The sequence below is a fragment of the Sphingomonas lycopersici genome (assembly GCF_026130605.1).
Lineage (GTDB): Bacteria > Pseudomonadota > Alphaproteobacteria > Sphingomonadales > Sphingomonadaceae > Sphingomonas > Sphingomonas lycopersici.
In genome coordinates this window covers 472,485-494,156 of record NZ_JANFAU010000002.1, presented here as the reverse complement: position 1 = coordinate 494,156, position 21,672 = coordinate 472,485, and the positions used below count along the sequence as shown (strand labels likewise).

The 21,672-nt window shown below is 68.6% G+C and carries 15 protein-coding genes and 1 tRNA gene; 4 read left to right on the top strand and 12 right to left on the bottom strand.

The genetic code is table 11. The features are described from left to right. Window positions 1-5: 5 nt before the first annotated feature. The 7 genes from mdoH to moaA all read right to left on the bottom strand — a co-directional run bounded on the left by mdoH (window position 6) and on the right by moaA (window position 7,851). Window positions 6-1,811 (bottom strand): glucans biosynthesis glucosyltransferase MdoH, encoded by a 1,806-nt coding sequence (gene mdoH / locus NED98_RS05560; RefSeq protein ID WP_349293246.1) that lies wholly within the window; start codon window positions 1,809-1,811, stop codon window positions 6-8. Then, a complete protein-coding gene (locus NED98_RS05555) occupies window positions 1,811-3,307 on the bottom strand; it encodes an OpgD/OpgG family glucan biosynthesis protein (RefSeq protein WP_349293243.1) in 1,497 nt (498 codons plus the stop codon). The genes mdoH and NED98_RS05555 overlap by 1 nt, the downstream gene beginning before the upstream one ends. 95 nt (window positions 3,308-3,402) lie before the next feature. Beyond that, window positions 3,403-4,647, bottom strand: coding sequence for an efflux RND transporter periplasmic adaptor subunit (locus tag NED98_RS05550; protein ID WP_265312173.1), 1,245 nt, complete (start codon window positions 4,645-4,647; stop codon window positions 3,403-3,405). Beyond that, window positions 4,631-5,635: a TolC family protein gene (locus NED98_RS05545; RefSeq protein ID WP_265312172.1), complete on the bottom strand. Its 1,005-nt coding sequence runs from the start codon at window positions 5,633-5,635 to the stop codon at window positions 4,631-4,633. Before NED98_RS05545 ends, NED98_RS05550 begins: the two co-directional genes overlap by 17 nt. 281 nt (window positions 5,636-5,916) lie before the next feature. Beyond that, window positions 5,917-5,991, bottom strand: a tRNA-Asn gene (locus tag NED98_RS05540). Between the two features lie 67 nt (window positions 5,992-6,058). Continuing rightward, on the bottom strand, window positions 6,059-6,838 hold the full coding sequence (locus NED98_RS05535) for an NAD kinase (protein WP_179511834.1): 780 nt from the start codon (window positions 6,836-6,838) through the stop codon (window positions 6,059-6,061). Beyond that, complete coding sequence (gene moaA, locus NED98_RS05530; RefSeq protein ID WP_265312171.1) at window positions 6,835-7,851, bottom strand: GTP 3',8-cyclase MoaA; 1,017 nt, start codon at window positions 7,849-7,851, stop codon at window positions 6,835-6,837. Before moaA ends, NED98_RS05535 begins: the two co-directional genes overlap by 4 nt. 158 nt (window positions 7,852-8,009) lie before the next feature. On the opposite strand from moaA, the gene NED98_RS05525 reads away from it, so the two are divergent. Continuing rightward, window positions 8,010-9,650, top strand: a complete 1,641-nt coding sequence (locus NED98_RS05525) for a GGDEF domain-containing phosphodiesterase (RefSeq protein ID WP_265312170.1) — start codon at window positions 8,010-8,012, stop codon at window positions 9,648-9,650. Here the strand turns inward: NED98_RS05525 and mfd are convergent. Together mfd and NED98_RS05515 are read right to left on the bottom strand one after the other, a co-directional pair. Continuing rightward, entirely contained in the window at window positions 9,601-13,056 is a 3,456-nt protein-coding gene (gene mfd / locus NED98_RS05520) for a transcription-repair coupling factor (RefSeq protein WP_265312169.1), read from the bottom strand. The two genes, NED98_RS05525 and mfd, sit on opposite strands and share 50 nt — an antisense overlap. A gap of 146 nt (window positions 13,057-13,202) precedes the next feature. Next, on the bottom strand, window positions 13,203-13,469 hold the full coding sequence (locus NED98_RS05515; RefSeq protein WP_179511830.1) for an FAD assembly factor SdhE: 267 nt from the start codon (window positions 13,467-13,469) through the stop codon (window positions 13,203-13,205). Window positions 13,470-13,589: 120 nt separating this feature from the next. On the opposite strand from NED98_RS05515, the gene recG reads away from it, so the two are divergent. Further along, complete coding sequence (gene recG / locus NED98_RS05510; protein ID WP_265312168.1) at window positions 13,590-15,641, top strand: ATP-dependent DNA helicase RecG; 2,052 nt, start codon at window positions 13,590-13,592, stop codon at window positions 15,639-15,641. Here the strand turns inward: recG and NED98_RS05505 are convergent. Then, entirely contained in the window at window positions 15,624-16,886 is a 1,263-nt protein-coding gene (locus tag NED98_RS05505; RefSeq protein WP_179511828.1) for a dicarboxylate/amino acid:cation symporter, read from the bottom strand. The genes recG and NED98_RS05505 overlap by 18 nt on opposite strands. A gap of 72 nt (window positions 16,887-16,958) precedes the next feature. On the opposite strand from NED98_RS05505, the gene NED98_RS05500 reads away from it, so the two are divergent. Beyond that, window positions 16,959-18,224: a M24 family metallopeptidase gene (locus NED98_RS05500; protein ID WP_265312167.1), complete on the top strand. Its 1,266-nt coding sequence runs from the start codon at window positions 16,959-16,961 to the stop codon at window positions 18,222-18,224. A gap of 151 nt (window positions 18,225-18,375) precedes the next feature. Further along, window positions 18,376-19,755 carry a DNA recombination protein RmuC gene (locus tag NED98_RS05495; protein ID WP_265312166.1) on the top strand — a complete coding sequence of 460 codons (1,380 nt, stop codon included), beginning with the start codon at window positions 18,376-18,378 and terminating at the stop codon, window positions 19,753-19,755. 190 nt (window positions 19,756-19,945) lie between these two features. On the opposite strand, the gene NED98_RS05490 is transcribed toward NED98_RS05495, so the two are convergent. Together NED98_RS05490 and NED98_RS05485 are read right to left on the bottom strand one after the other, a co-directional pair. Next, window positions 19,946-20,605, bottom strand: a complete 660-nt coding sequence (locus NED98_RS05490) for a DUF6975 family protein (protein ID WP_179511825.1) — start codon at window positions 20,603-20,605, stop codon at window positions 19,946-19,948. Between the two features lie 125 nt (window positions 20,606-20,730). Next, window positions 20,731-21,618, bottom strand: a complete 888-nt coding sequence (locus NED98_RS05485) for a hypothetical protein (protein ID WP_265312165.1) — start codon at window positions 21,616-21,618, stop codon at window positions 20,731-20,733. Between the last annotated feature and the right edge of the window lie 54 nt (window positions 21,619-21,672).

Below are 21,672 nucleotides of genomic sequence, written 5' to 3'. Positions count from 1 at the left end.
GGAGCTTAACTTGCCGACGCTCGCGCGATCGCGTGCCCGACGAAGCCCGACGGTTTCATCTTGCGCTCGTCGTCCGACGGCGGCGTGGCAAAGATGCCCCACCGGGCAAGCCGGTCGCCCAGCGAAATGCTCGAGGTGAGCGAGATCAGCCAGGGGGACGCGAGCAGCCCCGCGATCACCGGCGACAGCCACAGCCCAAGAACCGGATCGAACACCCCCACGACGATGAACGCTGCGGCAAGCGCCAAATGTTCGCGCACCTTGGGCAATACCTCGCGCAACGGGATGCCGGCGGTTTCGCGGCTCTGCACCGACCAGTTCGACGGAATGCCGAGCAACAGCCCGATCATCGCCTTGGTCTGGGTCACCATCGTCACCGGCGCGAGCAGGATCGCGAGCAGGATTTCGAGAACCGCCGATTTGGCGACCGCCGCCGCGCCGCCGAAGCTGCGCCGCCGCTCGCGATCCGCCAGCACCCAGATGACCCCCAGCGCCTTGAGCCCGAACAGGCAGAGCAAGGTCACCACGAGCACCGCCGCGGGCGGCCCCTCGACGATCGCGTCATGTACGCCGAGCAATCGTTGCGCGATCTCGGCGAGGATCAGCAGCAGCCACGCGGGCGAGGTGAGATAGGCGGACGCGCCGATCAGCAGATGCAAGCGGCTCGTCCAGTGGAATCCAGCCGAATCGAGCAGCCGCAGGTGCTGGAGATTGCCCTGCGCCCAGCGGCGATCGCGAATCGCGTGGTCGATGATCGTCGGGGGGAATTCCTCATAGCTGCCGTTGATCATCACCATATGCACCGACCAGCCACGCCGGCGCAGCAGCGCCGCCTCGACCATATCGTGGCTCTGGATCAGCCCACCGAACGGCGGCGCACCGGGAAGATCGGGCAGCCCGCAGCATTCGGCGAAGGCACGGGTGCGGATGATCGCATTATGCCCCCAGAAATTAGCCTCGGAGCCCGACCACCACACCAGCCCGGCCGAGGAGATCGGGCCATAAGCGCAGGTGGCGAACTGCATCCAGCGCTGGAACAGGGTGCGCGCGTTGATGATCATCGGCACGGTCTGCAACAGCCCGACGGTCGGCTTGCTCTCCATGATCGCGGCCATGCCCAGCATCGCGCTGCCGCTCATCAGGCTGTCGGCATCGAGCACGATCATCTGCTCATAGGCGCCGCCGAACCGGCGCACCCATTCGGCGACATTGCCCGGCTTCTTGCCGACATTTTGGATGCGCCGACGATAATAGACCGGGATCGGCGCGGTCGGGGCGAGTTTCGCCCAGGCGGCCTCCTCCAGCTTGCCGTGCAACTCGCTCGAATCGCTGAGGATGAAGAAATCGAAGAAGGTCGCGCCGCCGGCATCGGCGACCGATTGCGTCATCGCGGCGACCCGGCCGAAGGTGGCCTCGATGCTCTCGTTATGAACCGGCATCAGGATCGCGGTGCGGTGGCGCAACGTGCCGGCCGGCCGCGGAATCGGCGCGAAGCCTGGGTGGTCCCCGGTGATCAGGTTGATGAACCCGACCAGCCCGCTGACGAAGCCGAACGCGATCCAACTCACCAGCGGCAGGAACAGCGCGAGCAACAGCACATCGAGCACGCCGATGCCGTCCTCGCTGAGCGCGACGCGCATCCCGGTGGAGGCATACATGCCAAGCACCGCGGTCGCGACGATCAGCAGCAGGCGCTTGGCGAGCAGCCCCGGCGGGACGGTGCGCGTCTCGATCGTGCCGGGGGGATTACCGTGGAAGCGTTGCTCGGGCATCGCGAGCGGCGCCTCCGGGGGGAGGGGGGCGGGACGCATCATGACGATAAAGGCTCGATCAGGGTTTCGGAGAGGGCGGAGTTGTTGTGGCGGAGGAATAGCCGAAGATCTTTCGGATTGCTCGCGTCGGTGCGGATATCGAGGGTGACGCGCCAGCGGCCGCTCTGGCGCGCAAGCGGATAGGCGGCCACCGCCAGCAGCGCCGGCTTGGCGACGTTGACGACCGCCTCGACCCCGCTCTGGCGATCGAGCCCGGCCAGCGCCTTGCCCTCGAAATCGACGACATATTTGCGCGCGCCGGGGATCGTGTCGCCGCCGGGAATGCCCGCCGCGCCGCTCCAATTATCCACCACGCGCGCGGCATTGCCGTCGAACGGATCCTGCGACATCCAGCGCAGCCGATAGGCGAAATCGCGGCGCTCGCCGGCGCGGGCCGGCTGGTCGCTGTGCCAGAAGGCGACGATATTGTCGTTGGTCTCGCTGTCGGTCGGCATCTCGTACAGCAGTACCGAGCCTTTCCCCCAATCCCCGACCGGCTCGATCCACAGGCTCGGGCGGCGGTCGTAGAAGGCGCCGTCGTCCTGATAATCGGCGAAACGCTGGTCGCGCTGGATCAGGCCGAAGCCTTTGACGCCGTCGGCGCGGAAGCTGACGGTGCGCGGGTGCGGCGGATTGGCGAGCGGGCGCCAGATGCGCTCGCCGCTGCCGGACCAGATCGCCAGCCCGTCCGAATCGTGGATTTCGGGCCGCCAGTCGGTCGCGACGCGGCGATCGTTCTGATCGTACCAGAACATGCTCGTCGCGGGCGCGATCCCCAGCCGGCGGATGTCGCGCCGGAAGAACAGCGACGATCGCACCGCCTGGGTGACGCCCTCCGGCGTCAGCGCGCAATCGAACGCGAAGGCGCCGGTCACGCTCGCCCCGTCGAGCAGCGCGTGGACCCGCAGCCGCCCGGGCGAGGCGGCCTCGATCCAGAATTCGGTGAAAGACGGGAATTCCTCCGGCCCGTCGAGCCCGGTATCGACCGCAATGCCGCGTGCCGAAAGGCCATATTGGTCCTGCGGCCCCACCGCGCGGAAATAGGAGGCGCCGAGAAAGGCGAGCCAGTCGCCGGCCAGATTGGGGTTGAGCACGCGAAAGCCCGCCGGATCGGTCGCGTTGTTACCGGCGAACAGCCCATTCGCCGCGAGCAGCGGGCGTGCCATCCCGCCTTCGACGAGGTTGAGCGCGACCGCCTCGCGCGCGAGATGCGTCACCGGCATCAGCCGCACGAACCCCGCCAGCCGTTCCGCCGCGCCATAAGCGCGTTGCGTCGCGGCGTCGAAATTGGGCGCGAAATCGGGTGCGTGCGGGCGCGGCACATAGCGGCGCCCGGCGAGCGCCTGCGCGCGTGCGACCAGCACGTCCCACGAAAAGGGCGTCGCCGGACCGAATTTGGGCGGGCGACCGGCCGCCGCGGCGCTTTGCGCAGCGACCATTGCGCCGGCCAGAAGCGCGAGGCTGGACCGCCGTGAAATGCCTGTCGTGCTGTTCAAATCCGTACCGCTATCAGTCAGATGTAATTCCTCTTACGGCAAGCGCGCGCAAAAACGCCGCAGCCTCTAACGGCTTACGGCGTATCCCGACCAGCTCAGCGCAGTCCGGTGATGACGCGCATGCCGGGTTTCAGCATGTCCGACGCCACCTCGCTGTTGCGCCCGTCGCTGCCGCCGCGGGTGACGGGGACGCGTTGCGGCGTGCCGTCGCTGCCGGTGACATAGACGGCCTCGCCGCGCACCGCGCCCGGTGGGCGCGCGGCATCGCTCGCCCGCCCGAAGCGCAACGCGCTGTCCGGCACGACCAGTGCATCGCGGTGCATCCCGAGATCGATCTGCACCGTGACGGCGGTTCCAACCCGCAACGCGCCACCCGGGTTCCCCAGCTCGAGCGCGATGCCGACCGGGGTGCTGTCGACGGATATGGGGGCCGATGCGCTGCGTGCCAATGCCGGCGGCGCGGCGGTTTCGGTCAGCCGGAGGATCGGCACGGAAACCGCTTTCCCAGGCGCCACGGTGACGATCGCGCGTACCGCGCGCGCGGCGCGCAGCCGCTGCGCCTGGGCGCGATCGGTGGCGATATCGAGGCGCAGCCGGGTATAGGGCTCGGCGATCGCGAACAGATGCTGCCCGGGATTGGCGCCGACGCGCTGGCCGATCGCGACGAAGCGTCGCGAGACCACCCCGGCGACGGGGGCGCGGATATCCGCCGAGGCGAGTTGCGCCTCCCGTTCGCTCAGCGCGGTGCGCGCGGCGGCGAGTTCCACCTGCGCGGTATCGACCGCATCGGCGGCGCGTCGCGCGGCATCCTGCGCGGCGGTCATTTCGCGATCGGACGGGACACTGCCGCCCGAGCGCCGGCGCACGCGTTGATAAAGCCCCAGCCGCGCGTCGACATCCGCTTTCGTCGGCTGCGCCTTGGCCAGCGCCGCCTGCCGCGTGTCGAGCAGTTCCCGCGCTGCGGCGATCGCTTCCCGCAGCGGCGCCGGATCGAGCCGGACGAGGATATCGCCCGCGTTCACCGGCTGGTTGTCCGCGACCGGGATCGCGCGGATCACGCCTTCCTGCCCGGCATCGACGAGATGCACCGCGACGGGTTGCAGCCGCCCGCTGCCGAACAGTTTCAACGGGATGTCGACGCGCGTGACCGGCTCAGAGGCATATTCGGTCGCCAGCCCGCCGCTCACGAACCGGCCGACGAGAACGATCAGCACGACCCCGGCGAGCCCGATCGAAAGCCACCTTATCCACCAGCCCCACGACCCGCCGGGCTTGGTGCCGAGGAACTCGTCGACCGATGTGCCGGCGGGCGGATCGGGGCTGTCAGGGGCGTCGGTCATTCGCCCCCGGCTCCCAGCTTCCGCCCAGCGCCGTGAACAGGTCGATCAGCGCAGCGGCGCGATCCGCTGCCGCGCCGACCCGCTCGTCGCGCACCCCGAGCAAGGCACGCTCGGCACTCTGCAGCGCGACATGATCGGTCAGCCCCTCGCGATATTGCTTCCGCGCAAGGACGGCGAGCTGCTCGGCTTCGTCGACCGCCTTTTCCAGCGCGGCTTCGCGCGCCTTGGCGGCGGCGAACGCCGTCTGCGCATTCTCGGCCTCCTCCAGCGTTTGCAGCACCACCTCCTTGTACGCGGCGACCGCGCCGCTCGAGCCGCCGCCCCAGATTTTGCCACGCCCGACGCGTTGCGCGGCGAGTTGCACGTCGGCGCGGCGATTGATCAGGTCGGACGGGGCGCCAACGGCAACCTCCGCCGGCCCCACCGGGACCGGCGCGATCGGCGCGAGCTGGTCGCGGAGCGCGGCGGGGGGCTGCCCGGTCAGCACCGCGATCCGCGCCGCATCCGCCGCGATCGCCGCTTCGAGCACGGGAATGCCGGCCGCGACACGATCGCTATCGGCCGCGATCTGCAGCGCATCGAGCGGGGTGACGAGCTTGGCCTCTTCGCGGAATCGCGCGATCGCCTGATCGTCCTGCCGCGCGGCGAGATAGGCGCGGATATTCTCGATCTTCGCCTGCCGCGTGCGGAGCGCGACATAGCTGCGCGCGATCGCCGCCTCGGTGGCGATGCGCTTTACCGTTTGTTGATAGCCGGTCTTGCCGTTCGCCGCGGAATCGGCTGCGCCGACGCGCTCGATCAGACTGTCGAGCAGCGGATCATCGAAATGCCGCCACCATTGGGCGAGGTTCTCGGCCTGCGCGGGCGGTTGCGCGGTCGAATCGGTCGAATAGCGGTCCGGCAGCCCGAGGTCCGCGAGCGTGACCGGGCGCCCGCCCGACGCGCCTTCGCATCCGGACAATCCCAGCATCGCCGCGGCGCACAACATTGCTGTCCTAGCTACGCCCATTCACATCCCGATACGTTAACCACAACACATGTTGCGGACCCCGAACGATCGACGTGCGAGGGCGTTGCGGCCGTTTCTTCAAATCGAACGGCGTTTCTTGCGGGTGTCTTTAAAATGCAAGTGCTGCGCGCCTTGCCGACGCAGAACCGCGCCCGTGAGGCTTGCGCTCTCCTCGGTTCTTCTGGGCTGGCGAGAAAGCGGGCAGGTGCCTGATTTCAGCGGAAATCGCGGCGTTGCGCGATGTCCGTCAGGCTGCAAGGTGGCTCCCCGAGTTGGATTCGAACCAACGGCCGCTCGATTAACAGTCGAGAGCTCTACCGCTGAGCTATCGGGGAATGCCTTGCGGGAGGCGCGTCTATAGCCGGCCGTTTCAGAGATGCAACCCCCGTTTCGCGATGATTTTCACGCGATGAACTGTTCCATCGTAATTCGGTCGTCGAGCGCATGTTCGGGATCGAACAGCAAGGTCAGTTCGCGCGCGCGGTCCATCGCGATATCCACCTGTGCGACATCGCGAATCTCGCGCTGATCGGCCACCGCGGAGACCGGGCGCTTGCCGGGTTCGAGGATGCGCAGCGAGACGCGCGCGCGATCGGGCAGGATCGCGCCGCGCCAGCGCCGCGGGCGGAACGCGCTGATCGGGGTGAGCGCGAGCATCGCCGAGCCGAGCGGCAGGATCGGGCCGTGCGCGGAAAGATTATAGGCGGTCGAGCCGGCGGGGGTGGCGACGAGGATGCCGTCGCAGGCCAGTTCCTCCAGCACGATGCGATCGTTGACCGTCACCTCGATCTTCGCGGTCTGCCGCGTTTCGCGCAGCAGCGACACCTCGTTGATCGCGGGGAGCGCGTGGATGCGGCCGTCGATCCCCGTCGCAGTCATCATCAGCGGCGTCACCTTGAACGCGCGCGCGCGATCGAGCCGGTCGTCGAGTCCGTGCCGGCGCCATTCGTTCATCAGGAACCCGATCGTGCCGAGGTTCATCCCGAACACGGGGGGCGGGGGGCGGCGCGCCTCGAGCATCGCGTGGAGCGTCTGGAGCAGGAAACCGTCGCCGCCCAATGCAATGACCAGATCGGCCTCGTCGATCGGGCACCAATCCCATGCGTCGCGCAATTCGGCGCGCGCGGCCTGCGCCTGGGCGGTGGGCGAGGCGACCAGCGCCCGCCGAAGATAGCTGGTCATCCGCCGGTCACGCTCATGTGGCGCGATACCGCGGGAGCGCCGCCGCGCGCGATGCGGAAATCGTGCGCCTGCGGCTTGGCGGCGATCGCCGCATCGATCGCGGCATCGAGCCCGGCGATTCCGCCGGTGCGCAGCGCGGTCTTGAGGTCGGCGTGATCGTCATGCCCGAGGCACGAGAACAGCCGCCCTTCGGTGGTCAGCCGCACGCGGTTGCAGCCGTCGCAGAAATTGTTGGTGAGCGGGGAGATCAGCCCGAGCCGGGTCTTGCTGTCGCCGACGCGCCAGTAACGCGCCGGACCGCCGGTGCTGCCGGCATCGCGCGCCAGCTCGCGGTGCGCGGCGAGGCGCTCGAACACCGCCGACAGCGGGACGAAGCGATCGGCGCGATCCTCATCGATCGTGCCGAGCGGCATCGTCTCGATCAGCGTCAGATCGAGTCCTTCGGCGACGCACCAGTCGAGCATCGCGGGAATCTCGTCCTCGTTGAGCCCCTTGAGCGCAACCATGTTGATCTTGACGCGCAACCCGGCGGCCTGTGCGGCGGCGATGCCGGCGAGCACCTGCGCGACGTCGCCGTGCCGCGTGATATAGCGGAAGCGCTCGGGATCACGGCTGTCGAGGCTGACGTTGATGCGCCGCACCCCCGCATCGAACAGCGCATCGGCGTGATCGGCGAGCCGCGTGGCATTGGTGGTCAGCGTCAGTTCGTCGAGCCCGTTCCCGACATGCCCGCCGAGCCTTTGCACCAGATCGGTCACGTCGCGGCGCACCAAAGGCTCGCCGCCGGTCAAACGGATCTTGCGTACCCCGCGCGCGATGAAGCGCTCGGCGATGATCGCGATTTCGTCCAGCGTCAGCACCTGCGCGCGCGGCAGGAAGGTCATCTTCTCCGCCATGCAATAGCGGCAGCGCAGATCGCAGCGATCGGTGACCGAGACACGCAAATAGCGGATCGTGCGGCCGAAGCCGTCGACAAGCGCACCGGGCGCGGAAGGAGCGGGGGCCGCGGTCATCTTCGTCCATAGAGCTAGGCGCTCCGACCCGGTGCGGCAAGCCTCAACTCCCCTTCCTGGTCGGGAGGGGAGTGCAAAAGAACCGGTCCCGAAATGACTCATATCGGGACGTGCGTGACGATTGGCGCGGCGGCGGCGGAGCGCTAACACAGGCGCCGATGCCGGCCTTTACTACACCGACCTATACGATTGCCATCGCGCCCGACGCGGCGCGCGCGGCGCTTGAGCCGCTCCTCGCCGCCGCCGGCTGGGTAAGCACGGACACCGCGCCGCTCGTCCGGCTGGTCGACGCGCGCCGCGAGATGACGACGCTGGCGGCGCTGGCCGGGGTCGCGTTCGAGGAACAATCGGGGCTGCTCGCGATCGTCACGAACGATGCCGCGCGTGACACGGCCTATGATGCGGGTGCGACGCATGCGGTGGTGGGCGACGAGCCCGCGGCGTTGCTGCGCTCGCTGCGCTTCGCCGGGCGTCACGCGCGGCGCGTGCGGCGTCAGGCGCGCGCGCGACGGATCGACGAGGCGGCGCCGGGCGAGGTGGCGCGTTTCCTCGCCGCGCGCGCGGCGGACGGCACCGCGCTGGCGATGATCGCGATCCGCCTGACGCGGTTCGATATCGTCAATGCGGCATTCGGGCGCTCGACCGGCGATGCGTTGCTCGCGGCGGCGTTCGCGCGGATCGTCGAGGCATTGTCGCCGGTCGCGCCGAGGGATCGCCAGATCGCGCGCGGCGACGGCGCGTTGTTCGAGATCGCGCTTGCGGCGGACGAGGCGGCGCTGGCGACGGTGGTGGCGGCGATCGAGACCGCGCTGGCGCGGCCGTTCGATACCGGCGACGCGATGGTCAATCTCGGCGCGCGGATCGGGGTCGCACGCGCGGCGAACGGCGGCCAGGTCGACGATCTGCCGACCCGCGCGCGCGAGGCGCTGGAGCCGGCACGCGACGGCGGCGCGGTGCGCCAGGCGGCCCGCTCGCATGCCGCACCGCTCGCCCGGCTCGCGGCCGATCTGCATCGCGCGATCGAGCGCCAGGAGATTGCGATCCTGTTCCAGCCGCAGGTGACGCTGGCCTCGGGGGCGATCACCGGGGTCGAGGCGCTGGCGCGCTGGGATCATCCGATGCTCGGTATCCTGGGGGCGGAGACGTTGTTCGCCGCCGCTGACCGCGCCGATCTCGGGGCGGCGCTGTCGGAACATATCCTGATGCGCGCGCTGGGCGCCGCGTCTGACTGGCCGGCGACGCTCGCGGAACTGCGCATCTCGGTCAACGTCACCGCGGCCGATGTCGCGCGGCCCGATTTCGTTGCGCGCTTCCTCGATCATGTCGCGGAAAGCGGCATCGCGCGCGCGCGCGTCACCGCCGAGATCACCGAGACGGGGCTGATCGGCGACCTCGACGTGGCCGCCGCCGCGCTGGGGGCGTTGCGCGAGCAGGAGGTGCGCGTCGCGATCGACGATTTCGGCACCGGTTATTCGAGCCTCGCCTATCTCAAGGCGCTGCCGCTCGATTACCTCAAGATCGACCGCAGCCTGACGCGCGATATCGCCGGATCGGCGCGCGACCGGGTGATCGTCCGCGGGGTGATCGCGATGGCGCATGCGCTGGGGCTCGCGACGATCGCCGAGGGAGTGGAAACCGCGATGGAGCGCGATCTGCTCGCGGGCGAGGGATGCGATCTCTACCAGGGCTATCTCTGCGCCGGCGCGCTCGACAGCGCGGGGCTCGCCGCGCTGGTCGCGGGCTGGATGCTCAACCCGCGGCCTTCGCCAGCCCTTTCGACAATTGCAGCGCACCGTTGAGCCGCGCATCGGCGTCAGGCCATGAACGCGTCAGCGCGAATTTCGAATCCGGCCTGAGCTTGGCGATCGCCCCCAGCCGCTGAACATAAGCGAGCAGCCCCTCGACATTGGGCGGACGATCGTCGTGGAAGGTGACGAGCGCGCCCTTCGGCCCGATATCCATCTTCGCGACGCACGCCTTTTTGGCGTTCATCTTGATCTCGATCACGCGGATGAGATTTTCGGTTGCGTCGGGAAGCGTGCCGAAACGGTCGATCATCTCGGCGGCGAACGCCTCCAGCGCCTGTTTGTCGTCGAGCTCGTTGAGCCGGCGATAGAGCCCCATGCGCAGATCGAGATCGGGGACATAATCCTCGGGGATCAGGATCGGCGCGTCGACGGTGATCTGCGGCGAGAAATCGCGCTTGCGTTCGGCGAGCCCGCCCGCCTTGGCGTCGAGGATCGCCTCCTCCAGCATCGACTGGTAAAGTTCGTAGCCGACTTCCTTGATATGCCCCGATTGTTCGTCGCCGAGCAGATTGCCCGCGCCGCGGATATCGAGATCGTGGCTGGCGAGCTGGAAACCGGCGCCGAGCGAATCGAGATCGGACAGCACCTTGAGACGCTTTTCCGCCGCATCGGTCATCTGCCGTTCGGGCGGGGTGACGAGATACGCATAGGCGCGCGTCTTGGAGCGCCCGACGCGGCCGCGCAGCTGATAGAGCTGCGCCAGCCCGAAGCGATCGGCGCGGTTGACGATCATCGTATTGGCGGAAGGGATGTCGATCCCGCTCTCGATGATCGAGGTGGAGACAAGCACCTCGAACTTCTTGTCGTAGAACGCTGACATGCGCTCCTCGACCTCGCCCGCCGCCATCTGGCCGTGCGCGATGACATAGCGGATCTCGGGCACCTCGTTGCGCAGATACTCCTCGATATCGGGGAGATCGGCGATGCGCGGGGTGACGAGGAAGCTCTGCCCGCCGCGATAATGTTCGCGCAGCAACGCCTCGCGCAGCACCACCGGATCCCACGGCATGACATAGGTGCGCACTGCGAGGCGGTCGACCGGCGGGGTCTGGATCACCGACAATTCGCGCAGGCCCGACATCGCCATCTGCAAGGTGCGCGGGATCGGGGTTGCGGTGAGGGTGAGGACGTGGACGTCGCTCTTGAGCGCCTTCAACCGCTCCTTGTGGGTGACGCCGAAACGCTGTTCCTCGTCGACGATGACGAGCCCGAGCCGCTTGAACTCGACCCCCTTCGCCAGCACCGCATGCGTGCCGATGATGACATCGAGATCGCCCGAGGCGAGCCGCTCGCGGGTCGCTTTCGCCTCATTGGCCGAGACGAGGCGGGAGAGGCGCCCGATATTGATCGGGAAGCCCTCGAAGCGCGCGACGAAATTCTGGTAATGCTGGCGCGCGAGCAATGTGGTGGGGCACACGACCGCGACCTGCATCCCGGCCATCGCCGCGACGAACGCCGCGCGCAGCGCCACCTCGGTCTTGCCGAAGCCGACATCGCCGACGATCAGCCGATCCATCGGCTTGCCGGCGGAAAGATCGGCCAGCACATCCTCGATCGCGCGATCCTGATCGTCGGTTTCCTCATAAGGGAAGCGATCGACGAAGGTCGGGAAGCCGTTGCTGTCGGGTTCGGCCACCTCGCCGGTGCGCAGCGCGCGTTCGGCGGCGACCGCGATCAGCTCGCCGGCGATCTCGCGGATGCGCTCCTTCATCCGCGCCTTGCGGCGCTGCCACGCCTCGCCGCCGAGCTTGTCGAGCGCAGCGCCTTCCTCGCTCGACCCGTAGCGCGACAGGACTTCGAGATTTTCGACCGGAACGTAGAGCTTGTCGCCGCCGGCATAGGTCAGCGCGACGCAATCGTGCGGCGCGTTGCCGACCGGGATCGAGGTCAGCCCCTCATAGCGGCCGATGCCGTGATCGACGTGGACGACGAGATCGCCGGGCGAGAGCGTCGCCAGCTCGGCGAGAAAGGCATCGGCTGATTTGCGGCGCTTCTGGCGACGGACGAGGCGGTCGCCGAGCATGTCCTGCTCGGTGAGCAACCCGACGCGCGGCGCGGTGAAGCCGTGATCGAGCGGCAGGACGATCAGCGCGACCTGCGTTTCGCCGACCCCCAAAGCCTCCTGCCACGTCTCGACCGGCTTGGCGCCGTTCAGCCCGTGATCCTTGAGCAGATTGCCGAGCCGGTCGCGCGCGCCGACCGAATAGCTTGCCAGCACCGGGGTCCGGCCGTCCTTGCGCAGCTTGGCAAGGTGCGCGACCACCGCCTCATAGACGTTGGTGCCGGCGGCGCGCTCCGGGGCGAAATCGCGTGCGCCATCGACCCCGAAATCGACCACGCTGGCGGATTCGGGCTCGTGAAAGGAGGTGGTGAGATGCGCGGTCGCCGCGTCGAGCCCCGCGCGCCATTCGGCATCGTCGAGATAGAGCGTCTTGGCGGTCAGCGCGCGATAACTGCCGGGCTGGGCGGCCTCGGCGCGTTTGCGGTTCTCGTAATAATCGGCGATCGCCTCCAGTCGCGCCTCGGCGGCGGCGGTGACCCCGCTGTCGCGGATCACCAGCGCATCCTCGCCGAGATGATCGAAGATGCTCGCCAGCTTCTCCTCGAACAAGGGCAGCCAATGTTCCATCCCGGCGAGCCGTCGCCCGTCGCTCACCGCCTGATAAAGCGGATCGCCGGTCGCGGTCGCGCCGAAGGTCTCGCGATAGCGGGTGCGGAAGCGCTTGATGCTTTCCTCGTCGAGCAGGGCTTCGGACGCGGGGAGCAGGGTGAAGCCGTCGATCCGCCCGGTGGTACGCTGGTCGGCGGGGTCGAAGGTGCGGACGCTCTCGATCTCGTCGCCGAAGAAATCGAGCCGCAACGCCTGTTCCTCGCCGCTCGGGAACAGATCGACGATCCCGCCGCGAATCGCATATTCGCCCGCGTCATGCACCGTGTCGGTGCGGACATAGCCATTGGCCTGCAGCAGCGCGGCAAGCCGTTCGCGGCTGATCCGCTCGCCCGGCTTGAGATTGGCGACGAGCTGGCGGATGCGGAACGGGGTGAGCGTGCGCTGGGTCGCGGCATTGGCGGTGGTGAGGACGAGCTGCGCGCCGCGCGGTTTCCGCTGCAGCCGGTGGAGCGCGCCGATCCGCTCGGCCATCACGCGCAGGGTGGGGGAGGCGCGGTCGTAGGGCAGGCAATCCCACGCCGGGAATTCCACCACCTCCAGCTCGGGCGCGAAGAACGGCGCGGTGGCGGCGATCGCGCGCATCGCCGCCTCGTCGGGCGCGATGAACACCGCCCGCCGCGGCGCCGCGCGCGCGAGATCGGCGAGCAGCGACGGCAGGAAACCCGCAGGGACGCCCGCAAGCGTCAGCGGGGAGGTGGCGGTGAGGATCTGCTTGAGTTCGGGCATCTATTTCCTGCCCTCGCGCGGGAGGGCCAACTTGTTCCCCTCCCTGGAAGGGAGGGGTTAGGGGTGGGTTGGTGTGGGGGGCACCGGTCCGCATCCTCGCGGGCCAACCCACCCCCGACCCCTCCCTTCCAGGGAGGGGAGGAACGTCACTTCGGCACCTGCACGTAATTCAGCGCGCGCATCGCGTGCATCATCGCGCCATCCCATTGCGGCGGGCAGGGGATTGAGCCGATCGCCCAACCCATGATGTCGACATCCTGTTCCTCGAGCAGAGTTTCGAACCAGTCGAGTTCTGCCGCGCTCCAGCCGGCGTGATGCGCGTCGAAAAAACCGCCGATCATCAGATCGGCTTCGCGCGTGCCGCGATGCCAGGCGCGGAACCTCAGGCGTTTGAGGCGGATTTCGTGGTCCATCCGGACTCCAATGACAAAATGGCCGGCAGCATCGAAATGCCGTCGGCTTTCTGGAAAAGTCGTTCCTTCCGTGGGCTTCGCAAGCTCGACCCGAACGGTTAGGGCTGTGCACAGATAACCATGCGACCCGATATCCTCAATCCGTTGTTCGCCGAGGTGACCGCGTTGAAGGGCGTGGGGCCGGCGCTCGCCAAGCCGCTCGAGCGGCTGGGGATCGCGCGCGTCGTCGATCTGCTATTCCATTTGCCGACCGGGTGGATCGATCGCCTGCCGCGCACTAGGCTCGATGCGAGCGACGCGGGGCGGACGATCGCGATCACGCTCACCCCGCGCGATATCCGCAGCACCGGCTCGGCGCGCGCGCCGACGCGGGTGCAGGCGGCCGATGCGGCGGGGAATATCGTCAGCCTGGTCTATTTCGGCGGCTCCTCCGGTTGGGTGAAGAAGCTCTATCCGCTCGGCACCTCGGTGCGGATTTCGGGCAAGCTCGAAACCTATGGCCAGGAGCTTCAGATCATCCACCCCGATATCGAGGGCGACGAGGGATTCCGCGAGCGCGAGCCGATCTATCCTTTGTCCGAAGGGATCACCTCGCGCCGGCTCGCCGGGCTGGTCGAGCAGGCGCTGGCGCGGGCGCCCGATCTCCCCGAGTGGATCGACGCGGGGCTGAAGGCCAAGCGCCAATGGCCCGGCTGGAAGGAGGCAATCACCCGCATCCACACCGATCCGGCCGATCAGGCGGCGCGGACCCGGCTTGGCTATGACGAGGTGTTCGCCAACCAGCTCGCGCTGATGCTGGTGCGCGCCGATACGCGGCGGCGGCGCGGGCGCGCGTTGAAAGGCGACGGGCGGCTGCGCGACCAGCTCAAGCTGCCTTATGCGCTGACGGGGGCACAGGCGCGGACCGCCGCCGAAATCGAGGGCGATCTGGTGCAGGAGGCGCCGATGCTGCGCTTGCTGCAGGGCGACGTCGGCTCGGGCAAGACATTGGTCGCCGCGCTGGCCTTGCTGATCGCGGTCGAGGCGGGCGCGCAGGGGGCGATGCTCGCGCCGACCGAAATCCTCGCGCGGCAGCATTATGAGACGTTGCGTCGCACGCTCGCCGGGTTGCCGGTGGAGATTGCCGTGCTCACTGGGCGCGACAAAGGGCGCGCGCGCGAGGCGACCTTGATGGGGCTGGCGGACGGCTCGATCGATATCCTCGTCGGCACGCATGCGATCTTCCAGGAAGCGGTGGGGTATCGCGATCTCGCGCTGGTGGTGGTCGACGAGCAGCACCGCTTCGGGGTCGCCGAGCGGATGGCCTTGTCGGCGAAGGGCCGCGTCACCCCGCATCTGCTGGCGATGACCGCGACCCCGATCCCGCGCACGCTGACGCTCGCGCAATATGGCGAGATGGATCAGAGCCGGCTCGACGAAATGCCCCCCGGCCGCGAGCCGGTCGAAACGCGGGTGATCAGCGAGGAGCGGGTCGACGAAGTGGTCGCCGCGCTCGGCCGGCATCTTGCCGAGGGGAAGCAGGCCTATTGGGTTTGTCCGTTGGTCGAGGAGAGCGAGAAGGTCGATCTCGCCGCCGCCGAGGCGCGCGCCGCGGCGCTCGCCGCGCATTTCGGCGATCGCGTCGGGCTGGTCCACGGCAAGATGCGCGGCCCCGAAAAGGACGCGGTGATGGCCGCCTTCGCCGCGGGCCGCCACGGCGTGCTGGTCGCGACGACGGTGATCGAGGTGGGGGTCGACGTGCCCAATGCCACGTTGATCGTGATCGAACATGCCGATCGCTTCGGGCTGGCGCAGCTCCACCAGTTGCGCGGGCGGGTCGGGCGCGGCGGGGGGCATTCGATGTGCCTGTTGCTGCGCGGCAATGCCTTGTCCGAAACCTCGCGCGCGCGGCTCGCGCTGATGCGCGAGACCAATGACGGTTTCCGCATCGCCGAAGAGGATCTGAGGCTGCGCGGCGGGGGCGAATTGCTCGGCACGCGCCAGTCGGGGGAGGCGGGGTTCCGGCTTGTCGCGCCCGAGCAGCTCGGCGCCTTGCTCCCGCCCGCGACCGACGATGCGCGGCTGCTGATCGACCGCGACGGCGGGCTCGACGCCGACCGCGGGCAGACCGCCCGCACCGCGCTCTATCTGTTCGAGCGCGATGCGGGGGTGGCGTTATTGCGGTCCGGGTGAGCCGGCGGGGGGCAGGTCGCCCTCCCATTTCGCGACCACCGCGCTGGCCACCGCATTGCCGATCACATTGGTCGCCGTCCGCCCCATGTCGAGGAAGTGGTCGACCGCGAGGATCAGCAACAGCCCCGCCTCGGGGATATGGAACATCGGCAAGGTCGCCGCGATCACGACGAGGCTCGCACGCGGCACCCCGGCGATCCCCTTCGAGGTGACCATCAGCACCAGCAGCATCGTGATCTGCGTTTCGATCGGCAGATGGATGCCATAGGCCTGCGCGATGAACAGAGAGGCGAACCCCATATAGATCATCGAGCCGTCGAGGTTGAACGAATAGCCGAGCGGCAGCACGAAGCTCGCGACGCGCGGCGGGACGCCGAACCGCTCGAGCGCCTCGAGCATCCGCGGATAGGCGGCCTCGGATGAAGCGGTGGAGAAAGCGACCAGCAACGGCTCGCGCACCTGCCGCGTCAGGTCGACGATCCGCCGCCCGATGAACAAGGCGCCGATCCCGAGCAGGATCGCCCAGAGGATCAACAGCGAGAGATAGAAGCTGCCCATGAAATAGGCGAGCTGGCCGATCACCTTCGGCCCGCGCTCGGTGAGCGTCCCGGCGACCGCGGCGAACACCGCGAAGGGGGCGAAGCGCATCACATAATCGGTGATCTGGAGCATCACATGCACCAGCGCGTCGATCGCGCGGACCAGGGGCTCGGCCTTTTCCCCGACCGCGGTGATCGCCACCCCGACGAAGATCGAGAGGATCACGATCTGCAGGATCTCATTCTTCGCCATCGCGTCGACCATCGAGGTCGGGAAGATATGCGAGATGAAATCCTTGAGGTTGAACGCGCCGGTTTCGACCCCCGTCGCCGCGCTCGCCGCCGGGAGCGTCAGATGCACCCCGACCCCCGGCTGGAACAGATTGACCAGCAGGAGCCCGAGCCCGAGCGACAACAGGCTGGCGCCGATGAACCACCCGAGGCTGCGGATACCGATCCGGCCCAGCGCCTTGGTATCCCCCATCTGCGCGATCCCCGCGACGAGCGTGGAGAAAACCAGCGGGGCGATGATCATCTTGATCAGCCGCAGGAAGATCGCGGTGACGATCGAGAAATAGCCCGCGATCTCCTCGAGCCGGGCCTGCGCCGGCGCCGAGCCGTCGCCGATCGCCATATTGAGCGCCAGCCCGACCACCAGGCCCAGCAACAACGCGATGAAGATATAGGTGGTCAGCCTCTTGCCCATATGCCCTCCCGATATGTGCCGCGGAGGCAAAGGGGATTGCTGCCGCGCGGTCAAGCGCCGTATCGCTTCGTCATGACGATCCATCGTTTTCTGCCGACGCGCCGTGGCCTGCTCGGGGCCGCTGCTTTGCTGCCGCTCGCGAGCTTTGCGGGGGTGCTCCGCGCCGCCGAGCCGGATCTGGCCGGGCTGGGCGACATGACCCGCGCGGTGAAGCCGGTCGACGCCGCGGAGCGCGCGGCGCGGCTCGCCCGCGCACAAGCGCTGATGCAACGCCACGGCATCGGCGCGGTGCTGATCGAGCCCGGATCGAGCATGATCTATTTCACCGGGGTGATGTGGCATCGCAGCGAGCGGCTGACCGCGGCGATCATCCCGGCGGAGGGCGAGCCGTGCATCGTCGCCCCGTTCTTCGAGGAACCGTCGGTGCGCGAGACGCTCGCCGTCCCGGCCGAGGTGCGGGTGTGGCAGGAGGATCAGAACCCGCTCGCGGTGGTCGCCGGGTTCCTCAAGGATCGCAAGCTCGCTGGCCGGCCGGTCGGCATAGAGGAAACCGCGCGTTTCTTCGCCTTCGACGGGTTGGCCCGGGCGTTGCCTGGGGTGAAGCTCGTCTCCGCCAATCCGATCGTGCGCGGCTGCCGGATGATCAAGACCCCGGCGGAGATCGCGCTGATGCAGGCCGCGACCGACGTGACGATCGCCGCGTACCGCTGGGTCCACCCGCGGGTCGAAAAGGGCATGACCGGCGGCGAGATCGGCGCGCTGATGACTGCGGCGACGCGCCGGCTGGGCGGCGATGTCGAATTCTCGATGGCGCTGGTCGGCGAAGCCTCGGCCTATCCGCACGGCAGCCGCGAGGTGCATCGCGTCGCCGAAGGCGAAGTGGTGCTGATGGATTGCGGCTGCACGGTGCAGGGCTATCAGTCCGACGTGTCGCGTACCTGGGTTCACGGCAGCGCGAGCGCGGCGCAGCGCAAGGTGTGGGATCAGGTCGCGCAAGGGCAGCGCATTGCGCTCGCCGCGGCGCGGATCGGCGCGCCGGCGGGGTCGGTCGACGACGCGGTGCGCGCGCTTTACGAGAAATATGGCTATGGCCCGGGGTATAAGCTCCCCGGCCTGTCGCATCGCACCGGGCACGGCATCGGGCTCGATGGGCATGAGCCGGTCAATCTGGTCCACGGCGAGACGACCCCGCTCGCCGCGGGCATGTGCTTCTCGAACGAGCCGGGGCTCTATCTGCCCGGCAAATTCGGGGTGCGGCTGGAGGATTGCTTCCATATGACCCCGGAAGGCCCGCGCTGGTTCAGCACGCCGCCCGCCTCGATCGAGACGCCCGTCTAGGTAGTTCGTCATACCGGGCTGGACCCGGCATCCAGAGCCAAGAACCTCATCGCCCGTTGCTCTGGATGCCGGATCAAGCCCGGCATGACGCTTTAGAGCGAATGTCGATCCGACCTAGACAGTTAAGTCGTGTTCCGATTATGTTCCGGCGATGATTGAAGTCGCTGCCATCGCGCTTGTCGCGCTCGTCGTCGGTCTGGCGATCGGCTGGTTCGTCGCGCGCCGCGAGGTTGCGGCGCTGCAGGCAGAGCGCGACCAGCGCACCGAGGAATTCAAGCGCGCAATCGTCGATCTCGCCGCCGCGAGCGAACGTGCCAAGGCGGCCGAGGGACTGCGCGCGGAACTGGAGACGATGCGCCGCGAGCGCGACGAGGCGCGTACCGAAGTTACCCGGCGCGAGACCGAGGCGGCGGCGTTCGAGACGCGGCTCGCCGAGTTCAAGGCGGCGAAGGATGATCTGGCCGGCCGTTTCCGTGAGGTCGCGGGCAATCTGCTCGGCGAGGCGCAGAAGGCGTTCCTCGAACGCGCCGACGAACGCTTCCGCCAGTCGGAGGAAAGCGCGGGGCAGGGGCTGCGCGCCTTGCTCCAGCCGGTCACCGAGCGGTTGCAGCGCTACGAGGAAGGCGTGGCCAAGGTCGAGGCCGAGCGGCGCGACGCGTTCGGCACCCTCTACGGCCAGATCGAGGCGATGCGCGTCGGGCAGGAATCGGTGCGCGCGGAGGCGCAGAAGCTGGTCAACGCGCTGCGCGCCGCGCCCAAGGCGCGCGGACGCTGGGGCGAGCAGCAATTGCGCAACGTGCTCGAGACCTGCGGACTCGCCGAACATACCGATTTTGCGCTTGAGGTGAGCGTCACCGGCGACGACGGCGAGCGGCTGCGCCCCGATGCGGTGGTGCGCGTGCCGGGCGGCAAATCTTTGGTGATCGATGCCAAAGTGTCGCTCAACGCCTATCAGGACGCATTCGCCGCGGTCGACGAGCAGGAGCGCCAGATCGGGCTGACCGCGCATGCCAATGCGATGCGCGCGCACGTCAACACCTTGGGCGCGAAAGCTTATTGGAGCCAGTTCCCCGATGCGCCGGATTACGTCATCATGTTCGTGCCGGGCGAGCATTTCCTCTCCGCCGCGCTCGAACACGATCCGACCCTATGGGATGCGGCGTTCGACAAGCGCGTGCTGCTGGCGACCCCGACCAATCTGATCGCGATCGCGCGCACCGTCTCGGCGGTGTGGCGGCAGGAGCGGCTGGCGACCGAGGCGCGGCAGATCGGTGCGCTGGGCAAGGAATTGTACGACCGGCTCGCCAAGGCGGTCGGCGATCTGCGCGTCGTCGGGAGCGGGCTCAACACAGCGGTGAAGAATTACAACGGCTTCGTCGCGAGCTTCGAATCGCGCGCGCTGGTGAGCGCGCGCAAGCTGCGCGACCTCAATATCGAGCCCGGCGCGCGCGAGATCGAGACGATCTCCCCGGTCGAGTTGCTCGCGGGGCATGCCGAGGACGAGAGCGAGCGGCCGCTGATCGCGGAGTGAGCCCGCCCGTCATCCCGCCTTGAGCCGGGATCCATTGTGCCTCGGGCGTTTCGGCCAGAACCTCTTGCTTCGCGCCTGCCTCCCGATGGACCCCGGCTCAAGGCCGGGGTGACGGGAAGGGAATGCCGCGCCAGATATGAACCGTTCGCCCTGAACGGAAGATAGGTGATCCCGTTCTTCGGAGGGGGCGTTAATTCCCACGCCGCGCCGAGGCACGGGCATCGAGCAATTCCCACAGCCCGCGATGCTGCGCGAGCAATTGTTGCGCGCCGAAAGTGACCGCTCGCTGGGTGCCGCTGGCGTCGCCCAATGCCGAGAGCGCCGCGATCACCGCGCTCGCGCGCGGCAGCGGGCTCGGCGGGAGGCGGGTTCCGACGCGATCGCCGGCCAGCGCGAGGATGCGGCGGATCGCGCTCCAGTCGAGCAGGAAGGCCGCCGCCGCGCCTGCCGCGCATCCGACGCGATCCGACACCGCAAGCATCGCCAGCGCATGACGTTGCGCCAGCACCGTCGCCTCCGATTGCGCCTGACCCGGGGTCGAGGGAAGCGGGCCGACCGCGGCGACCAGCGCGGCGAGCAGAGTCCGTTCCTCGTCGAAAGCAATGGCCGTCGTCCGCAACCACGCGCGCAGTTCGTCGGGGCCAGGCGCTTCGCTCGCCTGTTCGACGATGCTCGGCGCCATGCCGTGCAGCGCACAGATATTATGCACCGCATCGGCGAGATCACGCAGCGGCGCCCCCGGATAAGCGAGCGCGGTCGGCCAGCCGGTGTTGCCGGTGCCGTCGGCGTCGACGAGCGTCGCCACGGATTCGCCGAGCGAAATGGTTGCGGGGTCAGTTACACTTGCCACGATCGTCCCTCGTCCAGCGCACAATACACGCGCGCGTTGGTTGGGCCACGCCCGAACGGTACCTGCCGTGTCGAGTCGGGCCCTGCGCAAGCCATTTGCCTAACCCAACGACGTAAAGAGGGGGTTTATGCGATGCGACGAACGATGGTGGCGACCAGTTCCTCGATCCGGCCGTCGATCGCCGCCGCGGCAAGCCCGAGCGTGACGGAAACGGCGGTGGCGCCGTCGACCAGGCATTCGGCGTCGACCCGGCGCGCGATGCCGTCACCGGCGACGGCTTCGATCGCCTCGCCGACCGCCACCCGGCTCGTCACCGCCAGCAGCGAGGCGAACCGCGCGGTCGCCAGGGCCTCCCGGGACACCCCGGTTAGCGCAGCGAGCGCGGCGCCGGGCGCGACGACATAGCCGCGCAGGCTCAGCCGCACCGCGATCGCCCCGGCCGATTCGCCGGCGGCATGAACGGCGCGCGCGCGTGCCTGCGCCGCCGCCAGCGCCTGTTCGGCGGTCATGTCGGTGGCGCGCAACAGGCAACCGTCGGGAAAGGGGGAGAGCCGGCAGCGCAGGCGGCGCGAGGGAAAGGCGTCAGGCATGATCTCGATCGTTTCGGCGATGCCGCTCGCGATGACGCGCGCCGCCGCGGCGTCGAGCAGCTCGCCGCCGGTTCTATCCAAGGCCCCCGGGTGTGCGCCGCGCCGCAGCGTCTCCCCGAAACGCGCACGCGCGGCTGCGCTCGCCAACAGGATATCGCCCTCGCGATCAAGGATCAGTGCGATCGATCCGTCGGCGTCGAGCAAGGTGGCGAGCGCAGAATCATCCGCCCGAGGCGCCACATGCGGCGCGCACAACGCATCCATCAGGTCGATCGAGGTGAGCACCAGCCGCGGGCGTCCGCGGTGGAGAACATAGACCGGGCCGCGTGCCGCCCGTTCCTGCCACAGGCCGAAATTCCGCACGAGCTGCGAAGCGGTGACGCGCTGATCGCCGCGCTGCCGGAGCTGATCGGGAATCGGCATGTCGCGATTCTGCGCGCGGCGCGCCGGGAGCGGCAATGGATTGGCGTCAGATCG